At 70.6% G+C, this 18,395-nt stretch carries 19 protein-coding genes; 12 read left to right on the plus strand and 7 right to left on the minus strand.

Annotated elements, in window-relative coordinates:
* The first annotated feature begins 84 nt into the window (after positions 1-84).
* Positions 85-975, plus strand: a complete 891-nt coding sequence (locus LWW96_RS15150; RefSeq protein WP_291488403.1) for a LysR family transcriptional regulator — start codon at positions 85-87, stop codon at positions 973-975.
* A 79-nt stretch (positions 976-1,054) separates the two neighbouring features.
* Here LWW96_RS15150 and LWW96_RS15155 read toward each other — a convergent pair whose 3' ends face one another.
* A complete protein-coding gene (locus LWW96_RS15155) occupies positions 1,055-1,540 on the minus strand; it encodes a VOC family protein (protein WP_291488406.1) in 486 nt (161 codons plus the stop codon).
* 193 nt (positions 1,541-1,733) lie between these two features.
* Here LWW96_RS15155 and LWW96_RS15160 point away from each other — a divergent pair, with 193 nt between their 5' ends.
* Positions 1,734-2,288, plus strand: a complete 555-nt coding sequence (locus tag LWW96_RS15160) for a dihydrofolate reductase family protein (RefSeq protein WP_291488408.1) — start codon at positions 1,734-1,736, stop codon at positions 2,286-2,288.
* On the opposite strand, the gene LWW96_RS15165 is transcribed toward LWW96_RS15160, so the two are convergent.
* Positions 2,276-2,791, minus strand: coding sequence for a DUF2242 domain-containing protein (locus LWW96_RS15165; protein ID WP_291488502.1), 516 nt, complete (start codon positions 2,789-2,791; stop codon positions 2,276-2,278). The two genes, LWW96_RS15160 and LWW96_RS15165, sit on opposite strands and share 13 nt — an antisense overlap.
* A 668-nt stretch (positions 2,792-3,459) precedes the next feature.
* Here LWW96_RS15165 and LWW96_RS15170 point away from each other — a divergent pair.
* The 4 genes from LWW96_RS15170 (at position 3,460) to LWW96_RS15185 (ending at position 8,502) form a co-directional block, all read left to right on the plus strand.
* A complete protein-coding gene (locus LWW96_RS15170; protein ID WP_291488410.1) occupies positions 3,460-3,903 on the plus strand; it encodes a thermonuclease family protein in 444 nt (147 codons plus the stop codon).
* Positions 3,904-4,065: 162 nt separating this feature from the next.
* Positions 4,066-5,343 carry an MFS transporter gene (locus tag LWW96_RS15175; protein WP_291488412.1) on the plus strand — a complete coding sequence of 426 codons (1,278 nt, stop codon included), beginning with the start codon at positions 4,066-4,068 and terminating at the stop codon, positions 5,341-5,343.
* A gap of 133 nt (positions 5,344-5,476) precedes the next feature.
* The gene (locus LWW96_RS15180; RefSeq protein ID WP_291488414.1) at positions 5,477-7,099 is read left to right on the plus strand and encodes a DUF1800 domain-containing protein; all 1,623 of its coding nucleotides are present in this window, start codon (positions 5,477-5,479) and stop codon (positions 7,097-7,099) included.
* 191 nt (positions 7,100-7,290) lie between these two features.
* Positions 7,291-8,502 carry a DUF1501 domain-containing protein gene (locus LWW96_RS15185; protein ID WP_291488416.1) on the plus strand — a complete coding sequence of 404 codons (1,212 nt, stop codon included), beginning with the start codon at positions 7,291-7,293 and terminating at the stop codon, positions 8,500-8,502.
* 96 nt (positions 8,503-8,598) lie between these two features.
* Here the strand turns inward: LWW96_RS15185 and LWW96_RS15190 are convergent, their stop codons facing one another.
* Together LWW96_RS15190 and LWW96_RS15195 are read right to left on the minus strand one after the other, a co-directional pair.
* Complete coding sequence (locus LWW96_RS15190; protein WP_291488418.1) at positions 8,599-9,516, minus strand: DHHA1 domain-containing protein; 918 nt, start codon at positions 9,514-9,516, stop codon at positions 8,599-8,601.
* Between the two features lie 47 nt (positions 9,517-9,563).
* Positions 9,564-9,899, minus strand: a complete 336-nt coding sequence (locus LWW96_RS15195; RefSeq protein ID WP_291488420.1) for an ankyrin repeat domain-containing protein — start codon at positions 9,897-9,899, stop codon at positions 9,564-9,566.
* A gap of 66 nt (positions 9,900-9,965) precedes the next feature.
* Between LWW96_RS15195 and LWW96_RS15200 the strand changes: the two genes are divergently transcribed.
* On the plus strand, positions 9,966-10,742 hold the full coding sequence (locus LWW96_RS15200; protein WP_291488422.1) for a pseudouridine synthase: 777 nt from the start codon (positions 9,966-9,968) through the stop codon (positions 10,740-10,742).
* A 48-nt stretch (positions 10,743-10,790) separates the two neighbouring features.
* On the opposite strand, the gene LWW96_RS15205 is transcribed toward LWW96_RS15200, so the two are convergent.
* A complete protein-coding gene (locus tag LWW96_RS15205; RefSeq protein ID WP_291488424.1) occupies positions 10,791-11,381 on the minus strand; it encodes an NAD(P)H-dependent oxidoreductase in 591 nt (196 codons plus the stop codon).
* Positions 11,382-11,706: 325 nt separating this feature from the next.
* On the opposite strand from LWW96_RS15205, the gene LWW96_RS15210 reads away from it, so the two are divergent.
* The 4 genes from LWW96_RS15210 (at position 11,707) to LWW96_RS15225 (ending at position 14,346) form a co-directional block, all read left to right on the plus strand.
* Positions 11,707-12,246 (plus strand): MgtC/SapB family protein, encoded by a 540-nt coding sequence (locus LWW96_RS15210; protein ID WP_291488425.1) that lies wholly within the window; start codon positions 11,707-11,709, stop codon positions 12,244-12,246.
* Between the two features lie 202 nt (positions 12,247-12,448).
* The gene (locus LWW96_RS15215) at positions 12,449-13,330 is read left to right on the plus strand and encodes a DMT family transporter (protein ID WP_291488427.1); all 882 of its coding nucleotides are present in this window, start codon (positions 12,449-12,451) and stop codon (positions 13,328-13,330) included.
* Positions 13,331-13,463: 133 nt separating this feature from the next.
* Complete coding sequence (locus tag LWW96_RS15220) at positions 13,464-13,679, plus strand: hypothetical protein (protein ID WP_291488429.1); 216 nt, start codon at positions 13,464-13,466, stop codon at positions 13,677-13,679.
* Between the two features lie 127 nt (positions 13,680-13,806).
* Positions 13,807-14,346 (plus strand): DUF924 family protein, encoded by a 540-nt coding sequence (locus tag LWW96_RS15225; RefSeq protein WP_291488431.1) that lies wholly within the window; start codon positions 13,807-13,809, stop codon positions 14,344-14,346.
* Between the two features lie 28 nt (positions 14,347-14,374).
* On the opposite strand, the gene LWW96_RS15230 is transcribed toward LWW96_RS15225, so the two are convergent.
* The gene (locus tag LWW96_RS15230; protein ID WP_291488433.1) at positions 14,375-15,313 is read right to left on the minus strand and encodes a succinylglutamate desuccinylase/aspartoacylase family protein; all 939 of its coding nucleotides are present in this window, start codon (positions 15,311-15,313) and stop codon (positions 14,375-14,377) included.
* Positions 15,314-15,417: 104 nt separating this feature from the next.
* Here LWW96_RS15230 and LWW96_RS15235 point away from each other — a divergent pair, with 104 nt between their 5' ends.
* Complete coding sequence (locus LWW96_RS15235; protein ID WP_291488434.1) at positions 15,418-17,064, plus strand: hypothetical protein; 1,647 nt, start codon at positions 15,418-15,420, stop codon at positions 17,062-17,064.
* 117 nt (positions 17,065-17,181) lie between these two features.
* Here LWW96_RS15235 and LWW96_RS15240 read toward each other — a convergent pair whose 3' ends face one another.
* The gene (locus tag LWW96_RS15240; RefSeq protein WP_291488435.1) at positions 17,182-18,279 is read right to left on the minus strand and encodes a helix-turn-helix transcriptional regulator; all 1,098 of its coding nucleotides are present in this window, start codon (positions 18,277-18,279) and stop codon (positions 17,182-17,184) included.
* Positions 18,280-18,395 lie beyond the last annotated feature (116 nt).

Raw genomic sequence — 18,395 nt, forward strand, 5'->3', positions numbered from 1 at the left:
GAGGATCGTCCTCCCGCAGACGCGACGGCCTGCAGGCGACGCCTGGAATTTATGATTGCAGTGCCGCAAATAAAATACGCAGCCATGAAATCATCGATTGCACCAACGCAATACCGCCTGGGCGCCGCCGAGCTGGAGGTGCTGCTGGCCATGGCGCGCACCGGCACCCTGGCGGGCGCGGGCGAGCGCCTGGGGGTGGATGCCTCGACCGTGTTCCGGGCCATCCAGCGCATGGAGCGTGGGCTGGGGCAGCCGCTGTTCGAACGCTCGCGCGCGGGCTACCGCGCCACGGACCTGGCCCAGGCCCTGGCCGAGCAGGCCGAGCGCGTGGAGGCCGCCCTGGAAGCGGCCCGGGCTGCGGCCCAGGCGCAGCCCGAGCAAGTGACGGGCACGGTGCGCCTCTCGACCACCGACACCCTCCTGCACGGGCTCATCGCGCCGGCCCTGCAGCAGTTGCAGCCACGCCACCCCGCACTGGTGTTTGAATTGCATGCCAGCAACGAGCTGGTGAGCCTCACCCGGCGCGACACCGACATCGCCGTGCGGGCCACCCGGCGCCCGCCGCAGCACTTGGTCGGCCGGCAGCTGGGCATGATCCGCTCGGCGCTGTACGCCGGTGCCTCCAGCCCGGCCCAGTGGTCCGATGTGGAGGCGGGCCGCGCCGCCTGGATCGCGCTGGACGACGCCATTCCCGACCACCCGTCCGTGCGCTGGCGCAGAAAGCACTTTCCCCGGGCACAGCCCACCTTCCGCGTCAACACCGCGCTCACGGTGATGGAACTGGTCGGCCGCGGCATGGGGATTGGCGTGCTGCCGATCTTCCTGGCGCAGCACCGCAGCGAACTGCGCCCGCTCACCGGCTCGCTGGAGGACAGCGAAACGCAGCTGTGGCTGCTGACGCACCCGGAATCACGCCACCTGCGGCGCATCGCGGCGGTGTACGGCCACCTTGCCGAGACGGTGCAGCTGCCCTGAGCGCCGGGCACACGCTCGGGGCCCCGCACCAAACACCCGCCAAAACGCCCGCGGAAGGCGCGCGGGCGGCCGCCGCAGCCTACGCGGCCCCGCGGCGCGCCGCTTCAATGGCCGCGATATCGATCTTCCGCATGGTCATCATGGCGTTGAAGGCACGCCGTGCGGCGGCAGGGTCGGGGTCGGTGATAGCCGCCAGCAGCGCGCGCGGGGTGATCTGCCAGGACACACCCCAGCGGTCCTTGCACCAGCCGCATTCGCTCTCCTGCCCGCCGTTGTCCACGATGGCGTGCCACAGGCGGTCCGTCTCGGCCTGGTCGTCGGTGGCGACCTGAAAGGAGAAGGCCTCGCTGTGCTGGAAGTGCGGCCCTCCATTGAGCCCCACGCACGGGATGCCCGCCACCGTGAACTCCACCGTCAGCACGTCCCCCTGCTGGCCGTCGGGATAGTCGCCCGGCGCACGGAACGTGGCGCCCACGGCGCTGTCGGGAAAAGTGCGGGCGTAAAACCGGGCAGCCTCCAGGGCGTCGCCGTCGTACCACAGGCAGATGGTGTTCTTGGGGGACATCGTCGGGTCTCCAGCAGGTGTAGTGCCGCCGGCCTCATGGGCAGGCACGCCGCCATGGTATGTGCGCAATCCGCCGGTACCCCTCCAAGCCCGCGCCGGCAGCAGGGCTGCTCCCTGCCCTGGTCTGCTGCCACGGCGTTGTCAGCGGCCCCTCCGTAGAGTGCCGGGATCCATTGATTCCAAGGTCCCCTCCATGAAGACACAGTTTTACGGCGCCTGCAGCCTGGATGGCTTTCTGGCCACGCCCGACCACGACCTCGGCTGGCTGCTGCAGTTCGGCGAAATCGAAGGCTCCAGCTACCCGGCGTTCCTCCGCGGCGTGGGGGCCCTGGCGATGGGCTCGCACACCTACGAATGGATGCTGCGGCACGCGGTGGACGCCGGCCAGCCGTGGCCCTACGCGCAGCCAGTGTGGGTGTTCAGCTCGCGCACCTTGCGCCCGGTGGACGGCGCCGACGTGCGTTTTGTGGGCGGTGACGTGCGGCCGGTGCACGAGGCCATGCGGCGGGCCGCAGCCGGCCGCAATGTGTGGGTGGTGGGCGGCGGCGCGCTGGTGGGACAGTTCTACGACGCGGGCCTGCTGGACGAGCTGATCGTGCAGATCGCCCCCGTCACCCTGGGCGAAGGCCTGCCCTTGCTGCCCCGCCGGATCACGCAGCCGCCGCTGCGCCTGCAGTCCGTCACGACGCTGGGCGGCGGCTTTGCCGAGCTGCGGTACGAGGTGCCCCGCCCGGGTCAGTCCGCCTGAGCCTGGTCGAGCAGCAGATAGCGCTTCACCAGGTCGAAAAAGCTCTCATAGAAGGTGTCCTTGGAGATCGTTTCGCTGGCCACCTTGACCAGCGAATCGCTGCTGGCCGAGAACGGCAGAGACACCGAGCCGATGGCCCCCACGCCGACACTGGCGGAATTGTTGGTCTTGCGCAGGGCATAGGTGTCCTGCAGCGCGGTCACGAACCCCAGGCTCACCTTGCCGTCCCCGGCCTCGGCCACGCACACCACGCGCACCACCATCTGCAGATGCGACTCCGCCTCGGGCTGGAAGCTCTTCTTGCCCTCCACCAGCTCGGGCTGCTGGGTGGCGATGATGTAGCCCTGGCTCAGCAAGGCCCGGCGCGCGGCTTCGCAGGTCTGCTGGGGCGTCGCGTCGAACAGGCGCGAAAAGGTGGTGACGGATCCGAAATTCTCGGGCACGGCAAATGTGCGCACGCTGGCACAGCCGCCCAGCGCCGCGAGGGCCGCGCCCAGTGCCAGCGCTGCCGCGGCCCGGCGCACCCCGGCACCGCTCGTCCGCACGGCGGCTGCGGGACGCTCCAGGCGCCCTGGCAATGCGGGTGTGGGACAACTCAAAATGCACGCTCCTTCTTTTTGCTCTTTCCACTGTCGTCAAGGTGCCTGCCGCGGGGAGTCCCCGGGCTAAGAACGTGTTGACGATCTCGCAGGGGATCGCGTTGGAGCGCAATCGGGATGAGCGGATGCTTCGGATGCGCCGCATGGGCTCGTGCCCATGCAAGCAGCCGAGGCGTCCAATCACCCGATTTCGCTCCAACCCTTCGGGCAGCGGCCTTTGCGGGCGGTCTGCGGCGTTGCGGCGCTTGTGGATAGCCGGGCTATTCACGGCGCACCGCGCCTTGCATCCCTTCCCGCAAAGACCGCTGCGCGACCCCTGGGAGATCGTAAACACGTTCTAAGAACGGCGTTCAAGCCCCATGAGAGGGTTTGCGCGCGCCACAGTTCCACCAGCCGGCAAGTATCGCCCCACCCCGTGGCTTCCCGGTGTCAGCAGGTGTGAATGGCCCCAGGCCCCGGTGCGGACGCCGGTCCGCCGGTTGCAGGCAATTGCTATACTATTGATAGCTGCCCACGCTTTGAATACGGCGCGGGCGCCCTTTTTTACCCACAGCCCAGCCCGCCAGAGCCCCATGTCCCTTGCCGCCCTTGTCTGCCTGATCGTCGCCATCAGCGACGGCGACACGCTCACCGCCCGCTGCGGGGCCGGCGGCGCCTACCGGCAGGTGAAGGTGCGTGTGGCGGCCATTGACGCGCCCGAATCGCGCCAGGCCTTTGGACAGAAGTCGCGCCAGAACCTGGCGCGCCTGTGCTTCCGCCAGCAGGCCACGCTGCAGCCGCGGGAGCAGGACAGCTACGGCCGCACCGTGGCCGATGTGCGCTGTGGCGGCACCGACGTGGCCAGCGCCCAGGTGCGCGCGGGGCTTGCGTGGGTGTACACCCCCTATGCCGGGGCACACCCGCACCTGGGGCTGCTGCAGCAGCGGGCACGCGGCAGCGGCGTGGGCCTGTGGTCCCAGCGGCGGCCGCTGGCGCCATGGGATTACCGGCACCGGCACCCGTACCGCCCACACTGAGCGGACAGCCCGCCGGGCCAGGGCATTCGGCCCGCCCGCAGCGCCCCTGGCGTACCGGCGCTAGCATCCAGGGTCTTCTGCCGGACCTCAGCGCCGCAGCGCATGCGCTGCCGGGGCCGTCGGCGCCCTCCCCCGCTTCGCTTCGCTCGCCTTCCCGACTTCATGACATCTCCCCAACCCAGCCTGGCCGCCGCCGCCCAGGACCCCGCCACCGCCAGCGTCTACCGCCATGCCGGCTTCGTCGCCTTTCTGGTCGCCCGGGTGGTGGCCGTGGTGGCCACCCAGGTGCAAGCCGTGGTGGTCGCCTGGCAGGTGTATGACCTCACGCGCCAGCCGCTGGCGCTGGCCTACGTGGGCCTGGCGCAGTTCCTGCCCATGCTGTGCCTGCTGCTGCCGGCGGGCGACCTCATCGACCGGTTCGCGCGCAAGCGCATCCTGGCTGCCAGCTGGGCCGTGGGCGGGGTGTGCAGCGCCTTGCTGTGGTGGCTGTCGGGCCACGGGACGGGCGGTGTGGCCGGCATCTATGCGGTGCTGGTGCTGTACGGCTGCTCGCGCGCGTTTTCGGGCCCTGCCATGCAAAGCCTGCTGCCGCAGATCGTGCCGCGCGGCCAGCTCGCGCAGGCCATCGCGGCCAACAGCATGCTCATGCGGGTGGCCAGCATCGGCGGGCCGCTGCTGGGCGGCCTGCTGTATGCGCTGGGCGGCGGCAAGCTGACCTACGCCGTGTGCTGCCTCTGCTTTGCGCTGGGGGTGGCGTTGATGCTGCGGGTGCCGGTGGCGTATGCCACGCCGCCAGCGCCTGCGCAGGGCACGATGTGGGAGCGCTTTGGGGCCGGCATCGCGTTCATCCGCTCGCGGCCCATCATCCTGGGCACCATCTCGCTGGACCTGTTTGCCGTGCTGCTGGGCGGCGTGGTGGCCCTGCTGCCCATCTATGCGCAAGAGGTGCTGCACGTCGGCCCTGCCGGGCTGGGCGCGCTGCGCAGCGCCATGGCGGTGGGCGAGGTGAGTGCCGGGCTGTACCTGAGCCTGCGGCCCTTCAACCGCCGCGTGGGGCGCACCATGTTCATCGCGGTGGCGGTGTTCGGCGTGGCCAACCTGGTGTTTGCGCTGTCGCACTGGTTCTGGGTGTCGTTCGCGGCGCTTGCCGTGGCGGGCGCGGCCGACATGGTGAGCGTGTACATCCGCGGCGCGCTGGTGCAGTTCTCCACACCGGATTCCATGCGCGGGCGCGTGAACGCGGTGAACATGCTGTTCATCGGCTCGTCTAACGAGCTGGGCGAGTTCCGCGCCGGCACCAGCGCCTCGTGGCTGGGCGTGGTGCCCGCGGCCATCGCCGGCGGCCTGTGCACCCTGGGCGTGGTCGGCGGCTGGATGCTGGCCTTCAAGGCGCTGCGTACCGTGGACCGGTTTGAAGAAGCGTCACCCGCAGCGGGCTGATCGGCCGACACGCATCGATACATTCACCCACGCCTGTGTGTCCCGCAGGTAAAACCCGGGGGCCGCGCTTGCACGGCGCGGTGGCGCGGCGCACCATGCGCGCTCCACTCCCGCCGCCCGCCGGCACCGCGCCATGTCCCTGTCTTCTGCTCCACGCAGCCCGCTGCCTCTGCTTCGCCGCCGCACCGTGTTGGCGGCCGCCCTGGGCGCTGCGGCGGCCGGCCCGCTGGGCCTGGTCCGTGCCGCCACTCCGCCGGGCACAAGCCTCTGGAACCCGGCCGACGAGCCCACCCTCACCCGCCTGCTGGACCGCGTGACCTGGGGCTGCACCGCCCAGGGCGCGCAGGCGCTGGCCCCGCAGGGCGCCGCCGCCTACCTCGCGGCCCAGCTGCGTCCACCGCCCGCCGCGGCACTGCCGCGCCCCGCGCAGGCCCGCATCGACGCCATGGCCATCACCCGCGTGCCTGCCGAAGCGCTGGCGCGGGACATGGAAGACCGCCACCGCGCTGCCAAGGCCCTGCCCACCGAAGACGGGCGCAAGGCCGCGCTCAAGGCCTGGCAGCAGGACCTGCGCGCCCTGCAGCAGGAGGCCGCCGAGCGCTTCGTGCTGCGCGCCGTGTATTCGCCCACCCCACTGCGCGAGAAGATGACGTGGTTCTGGATGAACCACTTCAGCATTTTTGCGGGCAAGGGCGGCCTGCGGGCGCTGGTGGGCGACTATGAGGAGCGCGCCATCCGTCCCCATGCCCTCGGGCGCTTTCGGGACCTGCTGGGCGCCACGGTGCGCCACCCGGCCATGCTGCGCTACCTGGACAACGCGCAGAACGCGGCCGGCCGCATCAACGAAAACTACGCCCGCGAACTGATGGAGCTGCACACGCTGGGCGTGGACGGCGGCTACAGCCAGCAGGACGTGCAGGAGCTGGCGCGCGTGCTGACGGGCGTGGGCGTGTCGCTGCGGCCCGCGGGCGAAGAGCCCCCGCGCATGAAGCCCGCGCTGCGCCCGCACTACGTGCGCGAAGGGCTCTTCGAGTTCAACCCCGCCCGCCACGACTGGGAGCCCAAGAAGTTGCTGGGCCAGCCCCTTGCGGCCCAGGGCCTGGCCGAGGTGGACGAGGCGCTGGACCGCTTGGCGCGCGCACCCGCCACGGCGCGCTTCATCACGCGCAAGATCGCCCTCTTCCTGGTGGGCGACCAGCCGCCGCCAGAGCTGCTCCAGGCCCTGGCCCGCAGCTTCGAGCGCAGCGATGGCGACATTGCCGCCGTGCTGCAGACGCTGTTCGATGCGCCCGCCTTCCGCGCATCGCTGGGCCGGCGCCTGCGCGACCCGGTGCACTATGTGCTGGCGGGCCTGCGGCTGGCCCATGGCGACACCGTGCTGCCCAGCGCCGAGCCGGCCCTTGCCTGGCTGCAGCGCCTGGCCGAGCCGCTGTACGGCCGCGCCACGCCCGACGGTTATCCGCTGGACTCCACGGCATGGACGGGCTCGGGCCAGATGGCCGCGCGCTTTGAGGTCGCGCGGGCCTTGGGCGCTGGCGCCGCAGAAGCCATCAAAGGCCCTGCGGCACGCGAGGACCGGGCCGACGGCGATGCCGCCGCACCGCCGCGCACACCGCCGGCCCTGGCGCAAAGCGCCTATGTGCGGGCGCTGGAGCCCACCTGGTCCACCGCCACGCGCAATGCGCTGGCCCAGGCGGCGTCGCCACGCGAATGGAACCTGCTGTTCCTCGCCTCCCCCGAATTCATGCACGGCTGAGGAAAAGATGGCGTGCATCCCCCTGAGTCGCTTCGCGCCTTCCCCCTTCTCTCGATCCGCTGCGCGGCTCGGGAAGGAAGACGCAGCCCGTGCGGCGGGGCGGCCCTTGCACGGCTGCCCTGGCTTCGGCCGCGCAAGCTCATGCGCAGCAAGCGATGGTGCGTACTGACGCTTATTGAAAGGACAGATCCATGCTGCACAGGCGGAAACTTCTCCAAGCCCTGGCCGCCAGCGCGCTGGGCGTTCACCGCACGGGCCTGCTGGCCGCGCCGCGCACGCAGGACGCGCGCTTTCTGCTGGTCTTTCTGCGCGGCGGCTACGACTGCGCCAGCCTGCTGGTGCCCACGGCCAGCAGCTACTACTACGAGACGCGCCCCAACATCGCCATCGCCCGGCCGGGGCAGGAAGGCGGTGCGCTGCCGTTCACGGCGGACTGGGGGCTGCACCCCGTGCTCGCGGAATCGATGTTGCCGCTCTACCAGAAGCGCCAGCTGGCCTTTGTGCCGTTCGCGGGCACGGACGATCTCTCGCGCAGCCATTTCGATACGCAGGACAGCATGGAGCTGGGCCAGCCCCTGGGCGGGCGGCGCGACTACCGATCGGGCTTTCTGAACCGGCTGGTGGCCGAGCTGGGCCGCGCCGACGCCACACCGCCGCACGTGCAGCCCATCGCCTTCACCAGCACGCTTCCCCTGGTGCTGCGGGGCACGGTGGAAGTGCCCAACACGCTGCTGGGCGCGGCGGCGGGCCGCGGCGGCGTGGATGCGCGGCAGGCGCAGCTCATCGAGTCGATGTACCAGGGCACACCGCTGGCCGCACCGGTGGCCGAGGGCTTTGCCACGCGCGAGGAGGTGGCGCGCACCATGCAAGGCGAGATGGAGGCCGCGAGCCGCAACGCGCTCTCCACCCAGGGCTTTGAAGGCACGGCCCGGCGCATGGCACGACTGATGCAAACCCGCTACCAGCTGGGCTTTGTGGACGTGGGCGGCTGGGACACGCACGTGGGCCAGGGCGCGGCCACCGGCGCGCTGGCCAACCGCCTGGACGAACTGGGCCGGGGCCTGGCCGGCTTTGCCGACGAGATGGGGCCGGCCTGGAAGTCCACCGTGGCCGTGGTGGTGAGCGAGTTCGGCCGCACCTTCCGCGAGAACGGCAACCGCGGCACGGACCACGGCCACGGCACGGTGTTCTGGGTGCTGGGCGGCGGCATCGACGGCGGCCGCATCGCGGGCGAGCAGCAGGCGCTCACCGCCAGCACGCTGTTCCAGAACCGCGACTACCCCGTGCTCAACGACTACCGCAGCGTGCTGGGCGGGCTGTTTGCGCGGATGTATGGGCTCAACGCTGCCGCCGTGGCGCGGGTGTTTCCGGGGGCCAAGGCGGCGGACCTGCGGCTGGTCTAGCCGCCCCTTCCACCGAGCCGACACTATCTTTTTAATAGCTGCCAGCGCTTATCCAACAAGCGCTAGAGGCCATTTTGACTGAAATCCGCTGCAAAATCAGGCGTTGAAAGTCCCCGTCAGTAGCTCCGCCAGCCGGTCCACCTTCATCTTGAAGCCACAAGCCTGCGCGTGGCCGCCGCCGCCCATGCTTTCGGCCAGGGCGATGCAGTCGAAATTGCGCTGCGACCGCAGGCCCGCCTTCACGCCCTTGTCGCCCGCGCTCCACATCAGGCCGAAGGTGCCCGTCTTGGCCGACAGGATGTCGCCCACCAGGCTGTGGAACATGCCGGGCGCGTTCACCATCAGCCCCGCAACGCCGTTGAACACCAGCGGCTGCGCGCCTTCGGCAATGTCGGCCGCGAGCTTGCGGAATTTCTCGTCCATGGCCGCGCCGCGCGCCATGAACCGCTCAAGCTGCTCGGGCGTGAACGCGGCGATCTCGCGCCAGCGTTCGAAGCCTTGCGCCTCCATGTCCAGCGCCGAGAGAAATGCCGCGCTCTCGGCAAACTCCCACTTCCAGATGTCGCGGTCTTCCACGTACTGCAGCAGCGCGGGCACGGGCTCGTGCGGGTGGAAGAACTCCCACGCCAGGCGCGCGCCCGACTTGGCCATGTCGAAGTGCACCACGCCGCAGCGGCAGGCAAAGCCGGTGAGCTTCTCGGCCGCGCTCTTGTGGTGGTCCAGCATCACGAGCTTGGCCGCGCGCTCGTCGAGGGCGGCCATGACCTCGTTGGAAAAGGAAAAATCAAGGATGTACACCGCCCGGCCCTGCACCGGCGGCAGGTCGTCGATGGTCGCCACGTCGCCATGGTCCAGGCCCACGTACTCGGCCCGGTCGCCGTAGTACAGCCACGCCGCCAGCGCGGCGCCAAAGCCATCAGGGCAGTTGCGGCCGTGGTAGAGGATGAGGGGCGCGGGGTCGGCCCGGTCGGGCGCCACCAGCAGCTGCAGGGGAAGGATGGTTTTTTTCGTCATGCCTGCCGATTGTCGCCGGGCAGCTTTGCGCGCGCGAACCCCAAGGTTTAGAGAGGCAGCCAACGCCACCAGAACGGCTTGCGCACCTCGCGCGCGCCGTGGGCCTGCAGCAGCGCCACAAACTCGGTGCGGCCGTGGCGGCGCGCGGCTTCCAGCGGCGTGAGATCGTCAAAATCCGAACGCAGCTGCGGATCGGCCCCGTGCGCCAGCAGGTAGTGGGCAATGTCGCCATGGCCGTGGACGAGGCTGGCCACCAGCGGGGTGCACAGGATCTCCGGGTGCTGGTAGTTGGGGTTGACGCCCGCGCTGATGTGGTGGCGCACCAGCGCCAGGTCGCCCGCTACCGCGGCGGCGTACATGTCCTTCCAATCTCCTGCCGACATGGCGCAGTCCTCCCGTGCGGGGGCAGTGTAGGCGTGCGGCCGTGCGGCACAATCCGCGCCTTCCCTATGCCCACCACCCCGCAGGCCCTTCCCATCCTCTGGCGCGACGAGCACCTCGTCGCCGTCTACAAGCCCGCTGGCTGGCTGGTGCACCGCACCGGCCTGGATGCGGGCGAAACGCGCTTTGTGATGCAGACCCTGCGCGACCAGCTGGGGCAGCACGTGTTCCCCGTGCACCGGCTCGACAAGGGCACCTGCGGCGTGCTGGTGATGGCGCTGCACAGCGAGGCGGCACGCGCACTGTCGCAGGCGTTTGAGCACGGCGCCACGCGCAAGCGCTACCTGGCCCTGGTGCGCGGATGGGCGCCCGAGGCCACCGAGGTGGACCATGCCCTCAAGCCCGATGACGCGCGCGCCGATGCGCCCGCGCAAGACGCCCACACCCGCTTTCGCCGCCTGGCGCGGCTCACGCTGCCCGAGCCCAGCGATGGGCGCTTTGCCACCACCCGCGCCTCGCTGGTGCTGGCCGAGCCCACCACGGGCCGGCGCCACCAGATCCGGCGGCACCTCAAGCACCTGGCCCATCCGATCATCGGGGATGCCACGCATGGCAAGGGGCCGCTCAACCGCTGGTGGGCCGAACGGCTGGGGCTGCAGCGGCTGTGGCTGCATGCCTGGCAGTTGACGGTGCCGCACCCGGCCACCGGCGCCCCGTTGGTGATTGACAGCGGGCTGGACTGGCCTGCGGCACCTGCGGGCCTGTGCGGCCCTGCCCCGGGCGCAGGGGCGGCCCCGGCGGCAGACTGGCAGCGCCTGGCGGCGCTGCTGCCCTGGCAAGACTGAGCGGGCTGTCGGGCCGCACACCGCGGCGGCGCCCCTGCGCCGCTTGCGTCAGCCCGCCTTGGCCCCCAGGGTGCGCATGCGGGCCTTCCATTTGGCAACGCCGGCATCGCCCAGCAGTTCCACGCTGCCTACCAAGGTCTCCTGCACCGGGGCGATGCCCACGAAGCCCAGGATGTTGCGCTCCAGCGATTTCACGCTGTGGGCACGGAAGTACCAGCGGTACACCAGGGCCGGCATGCCCATGGTGACCACGACGCGCGCGCTGCGCCCGGTCAGGCCCTTGCGGCCGAACGGGTTGTTGCCTTCGGCATTGAAGGCGAACCCCGGCCGCGCCACCTGCTCCAGGAAGCCCTTGAGCAGCGCGGGCATGTCGCCCATCCACAGCGGAAAAAACAGCACGATGTGCTGCGCCCAGCGGATCGACTCCTGCGCGGGCCGCAGCGCGGCGGGCAGCAGGCCCAGCTCCCATTCGTGCTGGCTGCGCAACAGCGCGAAGTCGATGCGCGCCACGTCCACCTCGCGCACTTCGTGCCCCGCCGCGGCGGCGCCCTCGGCATACGCCTGCGCCAGCGCGTGGCACAGGTGGGGCGCGGCGGAATCCGGGTGGCCCTGGATCAGAAGAATGCGCTGTGCAGCCATGGCGGCTCCCCTCGGGCGGGCACGACAGCGGTGGACGGCAGACCACGACGCGGTGCCTTCTGTGGACCATCCTGGCACGCGGCCGCGGGCAACGCAAGCCTGTTGCGCAAGCGCACGCGTCGGCTGCGTCCTACCCGCGCCCACGGCGCCTGCCGCTGGACGGCGCGCCCCGCCGGGCCGCACAGTGTCAGGCCAAGCCCCCCCTGCCCCCTATCCCCCAGTTTCGCCCAGCCCATGTCCACGGTTTGCCCTCCCCTCCCCCGCCTTTGCAGTGCCGCCTTGTCTGCGCCCCGCCGCTGCCCCAAGGTACGCAAGGTGCGCCGCCATGGCTGAGCTGTGGCAGCAGGTGGCCGACGCGGCCGCCGCCGAGTTTGCCGACGTGTCGGACGCCGCGCAGGCGACCCGCATCGTGGTGCGGCTGGCCGTGGCCGCCGTGCTGGGCGGCCTGCTGGGCTGGGAGCGCGAGCACGCGGGCAAGGCCGCGGGCGTGCGCACGCACATGCTGGTGGCCATGGGGGCCGCCTTGTTCGTGCTGGTGGCGCAGCAGGCCGGCATCCAGCCGGCGGACAACAGCCGCGTGCTGCAGGGCGTGATCGCGGGGGTGGGGTTCCTCGGGGCGGGCACCATTCTCAAGGGCGACGCCGAACACCGCGTGAAGGGCCTGACCACGGCGGCCGGCATTTGGCTGACGGCGGCCATCGGCGTGGCGGCCGGGCTGGGCCGCGAGGTCACGGCCGTGCTCAGCACCGTGCTGGCCCTGGCGGTGCTGTGGGCGATCCCCGCCGTGCAGGACCGGCTGGCGCCGGAACCTGCCGCCGCCCCGCCCTCCCCCGCAAGCGAAAGGCCCGCCCGCAAGCCGGGCTGAAGCCGCCACCCGGGCGGGCGGCCCGCAACCGTGGGCTACACTTTTCGGCCCTCCACCCACCCGGCACTGGCCGTGCCGCCCGTGCTGTGAACGCGCCCTCCATGCCACGCCTTTTTGTACCGCGCCCGGCGTTGTCCGGCCCTGCAGCAGGGCTGCGCGCCATCCGCCCCACAGGCACGCGCCGCGCGGCGCAGGGCACGGCATGACGGCCGCCGTCTCGGGCAACCTGCGCGGCATCCTGGCCATGGTCGCGGCCGTGGGGTGCTTCTCGCTGATGGATGCGCTGCTCAAGACCCTTTCCGGCAGCTACCCGGCCATGCAGGTGGCCGCGCTGCGCGGCTGGGGCGCGCTGCCGCTGGTGGCGCTGTACGTGCTGTGGCGGCGGCAGACGGGCGGGCTGCTCAAGGTGCGCTGGCCCCTGCACCTGCTGCGGGGCGTGCTCAACGTGGGCATGCTGGCGCTGTTCACCTGGGCCCTGCGCGAGCTGGACCTGGCCGAGGCGTACACGCTGTTCTTCATCGCACCGCTGCTCATCACGGGCCTCTCGACCGTGGTGCTGCGGGAAAAGGTGCGGCGCGCGCACTGGATTGCCATCGTGCTGGGCATGGCGGGCGTGATCGTGGCCTTGCGTCCCAGCCAGGACGCCTTCTTCACGCTGGGGGCCCTGGCCGTTCTGTCGGCCGCCGGATGCTACGCCGTCTCCGCCATCACCGGCCGCGTGCTCACGCGCACCGATTCCAGCGCCAGCCTGGTCTTCTGGACCACCACGCTGCTGGCCGTGGGTGCGCTGGCATTGGCCTGGCCCCGGTGGCAGCCCGTGCAGCCGGCGCACTGGCATCTGGTGGCGGGGCTGGCGTTCACCGGCTTCCTGGGGCAACTGGCGATCACGGAAGCCTTCCGCCACGGGCAGGCCTCGGTGGTCGCGCCGTTCGAGTACACCGCGCTGGCCTGGGGCATGGGCCTGGACTGGGTGCTGTGGCAGGCCGTCCCCGGCTACGCCACCCTGCTGGGCGGCGCCATCATCATCGGCAGCGGGCTCTATCTGGTGCGGCAGGAACGGGCCCAGGCCGTGCTGCCGCCCTGAGCACGTGTTGGCGATCTGTCAGGGGAAGATCGCCCGCCAGCGACTGCGGCCCGGTCTGACAGCGGGCCGCACGCGCGGCCCTTCCAATGGAGGCATCCGAACCACAGCGGCCCGGCCGCCCAGGAGACTTCCCATGACCCAGCACGCCACCATCACCGGCAAGGTAACCTACACACCCGGCGACGGCGCCCCCATCGCCATTCCGCAAGGCCCGGTGGAGATCACGCCCGCCAAGGACAGCACCACGCTGAGCTGGACGGCGGACAATGACGCGGCAGGCTCGGCCGCCATTCCGCACGACCAGTTCGACCAGTACGTCCGCGAAGGCAAGATCCGGATGGACCGGTAAGCGACCGGCGCCACCCCGGGCGGTTGGAGTGCGGCGTGCTCCGCAAGCATACCGATTGCTACAATTTCGATAGCTGCTAGCGCCCACCCACCGGGCGCTAGAGCCCATTTTCACCCCAAACGCTCGCATGCACACCGACGACATCCTTCGCTTCTGGTTCGAAGAACTCCGCCCCGCCCAGCACTTTGCGACGGATGCAGCACTGGACGAGGCCATCCGCACCCGGTTTGGCCCCACCTGGGACGCCGCCTGCCGCTGCGAGCTGTGGGCCTGGCGCGCCACGCCGCAGGGGCGGCTGGCCGAAATCCTGGTGCTGGACCAGTTCTCCCGCAACATCCACCGCGGCACACCCATGGCGTTCGCGCAGGACGCGCTGGCCCTGGCGCTGGCGCAGGAACTGGTGGCGGGCCAGCACGACCGCGCCCTGCCCCCGGCGCAGCGGGCGTTTGCGTACATGCCCTACATGCACAGCGAATCGCTGGCCATCCATGAAGTAGCCATGGCCCTGTTTAACCAACCGGGGCTGGAGAACAACCTGGCCTTCGAGGTGCGGCACCGCGACATCCTGGTGCGCTTCGGACGCTACCCGCACCGCAACGCGGTGCTCGGCCGCAACTCCACCGACGAGGAGCGGGCCTTTCTGGCGCAGCCTGGCTCGTCGTTCTGACGGCAGGCCCCGGAACGCGGCCGCGGCCTCAGTCCAGCGGCCGCGTCAGGTACACCGCTTCGCGGCCCACGATGGGCTCGCGCGTGGGCATGAGAATGGTGCAGCGGTCGCACAGGGCGCGGATCTCGTGCGGGCCATCGGTGGCAATGAGTTCGCCCTGCGCAAACACCTCGAAGCCCCGCACGGGCCGGGTGAAGCGGAAATCCGCCGTGCGTACCATGCACGTCTCCAGCAGTTCGTAGCGGCGCTGCGCGGCAGGCGCGGGGCGGTCTGCCGCCGGCTCCACCAGCCCGAAATGGGCCAGAAAATCCAGCGCCACCGCCGTGGCCATGTCCGCCGCCGACTGGCGGAAGTGCTGGCCGCACTCCACCACCAGGGCCACGCCCTGGCCGTCCGCCAAGCCATGGCGCCCGTGCTGGATGAGCGGCGTGCCCGAGCCCAGCCCGCTGGGCATCAGCAGGTGCACCGGCGGGCGGCCCAGGGCCATGGCCGCCTGCATGTTGCGCGGATAGGCGGGGTACACCCAGAACGGCTCCACGTCCTGGCTGGTGGAATGGATGTCGAGGATGTGGTCTGCCGCAGCCACCACCGGCCGCAGCGCGCGGGCCCGCGCCAGTTCGGGGCTGTGCGCGCTGCCGTCCAGCTCGGCAGCCGACCAGATACGGTTGAGGTTGTGCACCAGCTGCCGGCTTTCGAAAGGACGGGCGGGGTCAAACGACTCGTAGGCCGCCACGTTGGCGAAGCTGATGGTCAGCGTGCCCACCCGGGGCCGCACGCCGCTGTCCAGCAGGTGCGTGGCCGCCACCATGCCGCAGATTTCGTTGCCATGGGTCAGCGCATTGATGAGCACATGCGGGCCCGGCTTGCCGGACTCGAAACGGTGCACGTAGTCGATGCCGACATTGCCCTGCCGGTACGCCGACAGGTCGCGGGGAAGAACTTCAAAGGCGGGGGGATTCTGCGTCATGGCCAAGGCATTGATAAGCAAGCACAGCATTGTCCGCGCAAAGCGAAAACAGCGCAGGCCCGCGGTACCATGCCCGCCGGCCCTGCCCACCGCGCCCCTCCACCATGCCCACCGCCCGACTCTGCCCGCTGGCCGAAGTAGCCCACCGATGGCCTGCCGACAGCGGCGTCCCCCAGCACCTGGCGCCCAGCCCGGCTGCGCTGGCGCAGGCATGGGCGCTGTGCATCACCGGCGATATGCAACTGCCGGGCCTGGACCTGGACGCCCCCCTGGCAAGCGGCAGCCCGCTGCGGGCACTGCTGCAGGGCGGCGCCGCCGATGCGCCCGCGCCGGAGTCGCCGTTTCTGATCCTGGTAGATGGACATCTGCAGATCGACGGCGCACTCACCTGCGCCCGCACCGACGGCGCCACGCACCTCGTCGTGCGGGGCGGCGCGCGCCTGCACAACGCCGTGATCGGCGGCCAGCTGCTGTACGTGCAGGGCACCCTGGAGGTGACCGACCTGCTGTGGGCCGACGGCCACCGCGGCGCACTCTGCGCGCGCGGCGGGCTCACGGCCCGTGTGGCCCTGTTCACCGGCCACTGCGCCGTGGACATCGCCGGGCCGCAGCAGGTGGAGTTCCTCCTGGACGAAGTGCGCGGCGTGCCCCACCGGGCCGAGTTCAGCAGCGAAATCGCGGGCATCGTGTTCCCGCCCACGTTCCATGACGGCATCGGCGATGGCGAGCACGGCATCCGCCCCCTGCTCGACCGCGCCCGCGTCGTGGCCGCCGTGCGCGCAGGCCAGCCCGCCACGCGCACCAGCGCCGAGATCCACGCCGCCCAGCCGCTGGACGCCGATCTGTTTGCCGACGAAGCCATCAGCGTGCGCAACATCCTGGCGGCCGTGCGCGCGCCGGTGATCGGCCCCAAGGAACACACGGCCGCAGGCTGGTTTCAGCAGACCGACTTTTTGCTGTGCCAGCGGCATGTGGACGCCGATGGCGACGCCCGCGACGACAACGTGTTCATCACCGTCTGGAAGACCTGGGACTTCTACCTGTCGGTATCGCATGAGCCCGAGCGCCCCGGCCTGCTGGCCCGCCTGGCCGCCGCCGCCCGCGGCCGCAAGATGCCCACCACTGCGCAGCTGGCGCTGCTGTACCGCGCATACCACGGCGGCAAGCCCGGCGCCTGGCAACCCCTGGCGCCCGACACGGCGCCTGAAGCCTGGCGGGCCTGCACGCACGCCTGGCGCGGCGTGCTGGACTACCTGCGCAAGGCCGTGGGCCAGCACCGCGCCCGCTACCCGCTGTACCAGCGCCTGCTGGCCGAACTGACAGCCCAGCGCATCGAGGACTTCACCACCCTGCCCGTCTTCACCGAGCGCTACAACGACTGGTGGGACGGCGACAAGAGCGGCTGGTGGGAGGACGACGTGTGGGTGGGCGCGCGCCAGCCCTGCATGCACGCGGGCGAACCCTGGGGCCGCGCCTTCAAGCTCAGCTGGCACAACGGCACCGAAGCCCCCGGCGACGCGCAGGACAACGCCCACAGCGCCTACCAGATCACCCTGGAAGCCGCACTGCACGGCCCTGCCCTGGTGCAGTACACCTACGCGCAGCGCCAGAGCGATCCCCGCACGCCCCTGCCGCGCAGCGCCGCCGACCACATCGCACGGCTGCTGCGCTTTGCTGCGGCGGTGGAGGCGCGGGTGCGTGCCCGGCATGCGCATGAGCAGCCCCCCCAAGACACGACACCGCGCATCTAGGCATCCGCTGCTGGCGCAAGCCCGTGCCCACGCCGCACGGCCTGGGCTGCGCTCCCAACCGGCCCTGCTTTGCCCGCAGCCACGACCTGCACAACACCTGGCGTTGACAGCCCCCGTTCAACGCCCACCCAACAACAGCGCTTGCAGCTCGTGCCGGTTGTTGACCACGAGACGCGCGTAGATCTGCCGACGATGGTAGGTGGCCGTGTTGATACTGATACGCATGCGTGCCGCGATCTCGTCTTCCGGCAGGCCGCGCGCCAACCAATAAGCCATTTCGTGCTGGCGTTGCGGCAACCCCAACGTGCGCAATCTGTTCAGAAGATACGCCACACGCTGCACACGCCGGGTGATGGTCACGCCCACCGCCCGCCCTTCCCCCACAGCTGCTGCCAGCTGCGTGGCGCTGAGCGAGAACCAGCCGCTGGCGTTGTGCAACTCCAATTGCGGTGGCGCAGCGTCCGCTGTGGCCAGGCTTTTCTGTGCAAAGCGCAAACGGCCCAGCAGCTCCTGCAGCGCATGCGGCAGTTCGCTGCGGCGGTACCACCGCGGCCCAAAAGCCAGCGCCATGAGCGCATCAGCCTCCGGCGAAGTCCACAACAAGCGGCCTTGGGGGGTCGCCACCAGCATGGCACTCTCGTGCACGAGGCTGTCGCGCGCATCCAGCTCGCCCGGCTGCAGAGTGCGGGCCAGCCAGGGTTCCAAGAGGTTGAACATCGCCACATCCGATGCTCCAAACCGCGGCGCACGCGGCCCCCGGTACAACTTGAGAACGCCCACGCCCGCGCCTTGTGCGGTGCGCAGCATCAGGCTCATGCAGTCGAGCAGTTCGGCAGGCCGCAACGTGAAGTTGTAGAAATCGCTGCGCACCAGCTCACCCACAGACACCTTGAGAAGCTGCTCCATCACTTGCGCCCCATGGTCCTGAAGCACAGCACCTTCAAAGTCATGCACGCTGCGCCGGATCACCTGATGTTCGCTGGCGATCACATCCGGCTCAAAGTACAGGTACATCAAGTCACGTGCCAGCGATGGCTCCACGAACGCGTCCAACGCGCCGTCGCGCCCCGGATGGAAATAGCCGCCGGTATCAAACTCAATCAGCTGGTGCAGCTCGTGCAGCACGGGCTCGATCAGCTCTGGCCCGCGAAAATCGAGCAACGCCATTTTTTGCAGGCGCGCCAGAGCCTGCTGCTGGATGCGGGTGAGGGACATTGCTGGGTGCCGCAGGGGGGTGTCCCCGCAAACGGCGCTCTCCTCCAAGGTGGATGCATCGCCCCGCCAACGCAGACGGTGCCGCGCGGCAAGGACTGGGCATGGCTTCGTCCCGC

The sequence above is a fragment of the Acidovorax sp. genome (assembly GCF_021287135.1).
Lineage (GTDB): Bacteria > Pseudomonadota > Gammaproteobacteria > Burkholderiales > Burkholderiaceae_C > Acidovorax.